Consider the following 4,067-nt stretch of genomic DNA (forward strand, 5'->3'; position numbering starts at 1 on the left):
TCGGAGCATCACCCGCTTTGAAAGAAAAATCCACTCCATTTACTTCAATCACTTCAATTGGTTTCGGCGTTACTTTTTCTTCAGACCGGGCACTGTACAGGGCATCTGCAAAACAGGTTGTTCCGTTATTTCCCACAATAATGGTCCGACTGTCCATCTGTTTTCCATTTAATGTCAGCGACAGATCTTTTGAAAATTCATTCCCATCTACCGTTTTTAAAAAGACAGAATACATATACATTGCACCGGATTCGAAAGTGGTAAATTTTGGAGTTGCAGCAATATACTGGCTCTCATCAGAATACCAGAACGCTACTGGTTCCAGGTGTCCCTGTGCATTTGTTTCCAGCTTTTCCCAGCGTTCATAGGCTATTTCATATTTTGAAGCATCACTGTCACCTTTTTGGGCGGTTGCTTTTGGAGCATCACCGGCATAACAGGAAAGTGTGCTGTTCACAATATTCACATCCGAAATCTCCATTTTTTCCAGCACCCAGTCTGTCCGGATCTTGTAAGTCTGATAAAAATGTCTGGTGGTAACGGTCTGTCCGTTTTCTTCCGTATCTTCATATTCAATGTTAATCGTATCGCCGTCAATACCTCGTGTGTCCGTACCGGAAACAACCTGCATTCCTTCACACACTTTTTGAACTTTCTCATCATAGGCTGTAATTTTCGCCTGGATTTCATCCAGATTTTCATCTCCGTCCAGATAATCACAGGAATCTTCCACTGTCACCGTTTCTTCATAATCCAGTACTCCGTAATCTTTCATATGACGGATCTTAAGGCTCGCCTTTGCATCAAAAGCCGTATGATAAATGTATGAATCCTCTGCTTCTCTGCTTTCTTTTTCTGCTGCAAATGTCTTTCCCGGTAAAAACAGCAGCATCACTGCCAGCAGCAGCCAGAATATCCATTTTCGTTTCCAAGTTATATCCATGTGTTTCTCCTTTATTTTCCTCATAAAATTTCTCCTTTCCTGATCTGTCAGAACCTCTTTCTCCCCCCCTTCTTTTCGCTCTGTCCAGATATAAACATTTTGTATAAAATCAACCTGTTCTCTCTTACTCTCAGTATAAAAGATTCTGCTTATTTGACAAGTAAGATTCCCGAAACGTCAATTGCCAAATCGGGAATTTTGATATTTTCATCTTTCCTTTTTTGCAAATCTCCGATACAATAAGCACATAGCAACCGAACGCAAAATACGCTTCATTGATGTTTTTGCAAATTTGATGAAAAGAGGTGCTTCTATGCGTTTTTATGAACAGTTGAATCAATATATGAAAGCTGTGAACTGTACTGCCAAAGAACTCTGCACTGTTTCCGGAATTTCTGCCGCTGCCCTCAGCCGCTACCGTTCCGGCGAACGTACTTTGGACATTCATTCTGAAACTTTTGAACAACTCTGCTCTGCCCTAGAAACGCTCGCATTAAAAAGAGAAGGCACAAATCTCACAAAAACAGAGATCCGTCAGCAATTTCTCGCCTGTTCAGACATGAAGTCCACGGACAAAGAGCAACTGCGTCAGAATTTTAACACGCTGATTTCCGTACTGAATCTAAATATCACAAAACTGTGCCAGCACATCAGTTATGATACCTCAACGATTTTCCGCTTTCGAAACGGCAGCCGCTCTCCTGCAGATCCGGAAGGCTTTGTCCTGGCTGTTTCCGCTTATGTGGCACGTAAATACTGCCAGGGCGATGATCTTTATGTGCTGGCACAGCTTCTGGAATGTTCGGAAGAAGAACTAAACGATACTTCTGTCGTCTGCGAAAAAATCCGCCTGTGGCTTTTAAACAGTCAGAACAGGAAAAAGGGAGAAGACAGTCTTTCCAAATTTTTATCCAAACTGGATGAATTTGATCTGAATGAATATATAAAAGTCATCCATTTCGATGAAATGAAAGTTCCGGGTGTTCCGTTTCAGTTTCCGACGGCAAAATATTACTATGGACTGGAAGAAATGATGGCAAGTGAACTTCATTTTTTAAAGGCAACCGTCCTTTCCAAATCGAAAAAACCGGTCACGATGTACAGCGATATGCCAATGACGGAAATGGCAAAAGATCCCGAATTTCCAAAGAAATGGATGTTTGGTATGGCTCTGCTTCTGAAAAAAGGACTTCATCTGAATCAGATCCATCAGCTTGACCGTTCTTTTGAAGAAATGATGTTAGGATTAGAGAGCTGGATCCCGATGTATATGACAGGCCAGATCTCTCCGTATTATTTAAAAGGGGAACAAAGCAATGTTTTTCATCACTTTCTGAAAGTGTCCGGAGCCGCCGTTCTCTCCGGCGAAGCCATTACAGGACATCACAGCGAGGGACGCTATTATCTCTCCAAGACAAAAGAAGATATTGCTTATTATACAAAGCGTGCAGAAGCATTGCTGCTAAATGCTTCTCCTCTGATGGATATTTATCGAGAAGATCACGCCGGAAAACTGAATGCTTTTCTGCTTGCCGACACTTCCACACCAGGAAAACGCCGCAGCATTCTTTCTTCCCTGCCACTTTACACGCTGGATTCTGATTATCTGAAAGATTTTTTACAGAAACACAGACTTTCTGCAAAGGATCAGGCTTCCATTCTTGACTTTGCACAAAATCAGCGTGATATCACCGAAAAAATTCTGGAACATGATGTGATTGAAGACGAAATTCCACTCCTCACCGAAAAAGATTTTTATCTTCATGCACTTTCTCTTCCACTGTCCGGTATGTTTTTTCCAGATAACATACCAGTGAGCTATGAAGAATATCTGGAGCAGAAAAAACAGGCAGAAACTTTTGCCTGTTTACATCCGAATTATCATTTGACCACATCTTCCTCTAATCCTTTTCAAAATCTGCAGATCATTCTGCACGAAGGAAAATGGGCGATGATCTCCAAAGGGAATGCCCCGGCGATTCATTTTGTGATCCATCATCCGAAATTGCGAAATGCGATCGAATATTTCATACCACCGGTTGTGGAAGCTGAAAAATGAAATGTTAATGATAATTCCTGCAAAACAGTATAAAAGACAATATGATAAATATATCACTAAAGGAGAGATCCCAATGAAAAATAAAACACAGCTTTTTCATTTATATACTTTTCGGTTTTTCTTGTCTGTCGGACTTTTTTTATTCTTCAGCCTGCATCCGTTCTGCGAAGAAAAAGTTTATGCATCTTCCTGGAAAGTCACACAATATGGATCTGATTCTGATTTTCAGCAGTCCATGTTTTATACGATCAAAGGAAGCAACGGCAAACTGATCGTAATTGACGGTGGATGGGATTATGATGCGAAAAGAGTACGCGATACCATAAAGAAACTGGGCGGAAAGGTAAATCTCTGGATTATCACACATCCGCATCCGGATCATGTCGGAGCTTTCAATCAGATTTTTGCCAATCCGGACGGCATACAGATTGATCAGGTTATTGCACCAAAGATCAACGCTTCCCGTTACAGACACTATCAATATCCATGGGATGAATATCAGGTATTTCAGAAGTTTTCACGTCTTGTAAGAAAAAATCCCAAGATCCGGTGGGCAAAAGCAGATGATACTTTTTCCTTCGCCGGTCTGGATTTTGAATTTTTTAATGGTTACAGCCGTAATCTGAAAGATACGACCAAAGATATCTGCAATGGTTCTTCTCTGGTTTTTAAAATTTCCGGTAAAAAAACAAGTATGCTTTTCACCGGAGATATTGTGAGCAGCATTGGCAAAAGACTTATCAAAACTTATCACAAACGTCTGAAGGCAACGTATCTTCAGGCTCCGCATCATGGAAACAACGACAAGAGAGAATCCTTTTTCAAATATATCCATGCAAAGGTCACTTTTATCGATGCTCCCTCTTTTCTTAGAAAACGAGATACTGTAAAAAGAAATATAAAGGTTTTAAAAGATCTGGATGAAAAAGTCTATACGTATAACAGCCGAAAACGCAGCGTTACCATCCGCTAATCATCCGAAATTGCGAAATGCGATCGAATATTTTGTGCCACCGGTTGTGGAGTAAATTTTCTCTGCTTTAAAAAACTCGTGAAATATTGAAA

At 40.6% G+C, this 4,067-nt stretch carries 3 protein-coding genes; 2 read left to right on the plus strand and 1 reads right to left on the minus strand.

Going from position 1 to position 4,067, the window contains the following annotated elements; genetic code table 11:
- Positions 1-943 (minus strand): hypothetical protein (locus ACLTL4_RS11010; RefSeq protein WP_412320542.1); only part of this gene is annotated, 943 nt, incomplete at its 3' end.
- Positions 944-1,256: 313 nt separating this feature from the next.
- Between ACLTL4_RS11010 and ACLTL4_RS11015 the strand changes: the two genes are divergently transcribed.
- Positions 1,257-3,002 carry a helix-turn-helix domain-containing protein gene (locus ACLTL4_RS11015; RefSeq protein WP_412290613.1) on the plus strand — a complete coding sequence of 582 codons (1,746 nt, stop codon included), beginning with the start codon at positions 1,257-1,259 and terminating at the stop codon, positions 3,000-3,002.
- A 73-nt stretch (positions 3,003-3,075) separates the two neighbouring features.
- A complete protein-coding gene (locus ACLTL4_RS11020; RefSeq protein ID WP_412290612.1) occupies positions 3,076-3,975 on the plus strand; it encodes a ComEC/Rec2 family competence protein in 900 nt (299 codons plus the stop codon).
- The last annotated feature ends 92 nt before the right edge of the window (positions 3,976-4,067 follow it).

Origin of the sequence: Hominisplanchenecus sp. (genome assembly GCF_046967715.1) — a bacterium.
Taxonomy (GTDB): Bacteria; Bacillota; Clostridia; order Lachnospirales; family Lachnospiraceae; genus Hominisplanchenecus; species Hominisplanchenecus faecis.

Coding starts and splice junctions, on each gene's coding strand:
- ACLTL4_RS11015 (WP_412290613.1), top strand. CDS start 1,257: ATGCGTTTTTATGAACAGTTGAATCAATATATGAAAGCTGTGAACTGT.
- ACLTL4_RS11020 (WP_412290612.1), top strand. CDS start 3,076: ATGAAAAATAAAACACAGCTTTTTCATTTATATACTTTTCGGTTTTTC.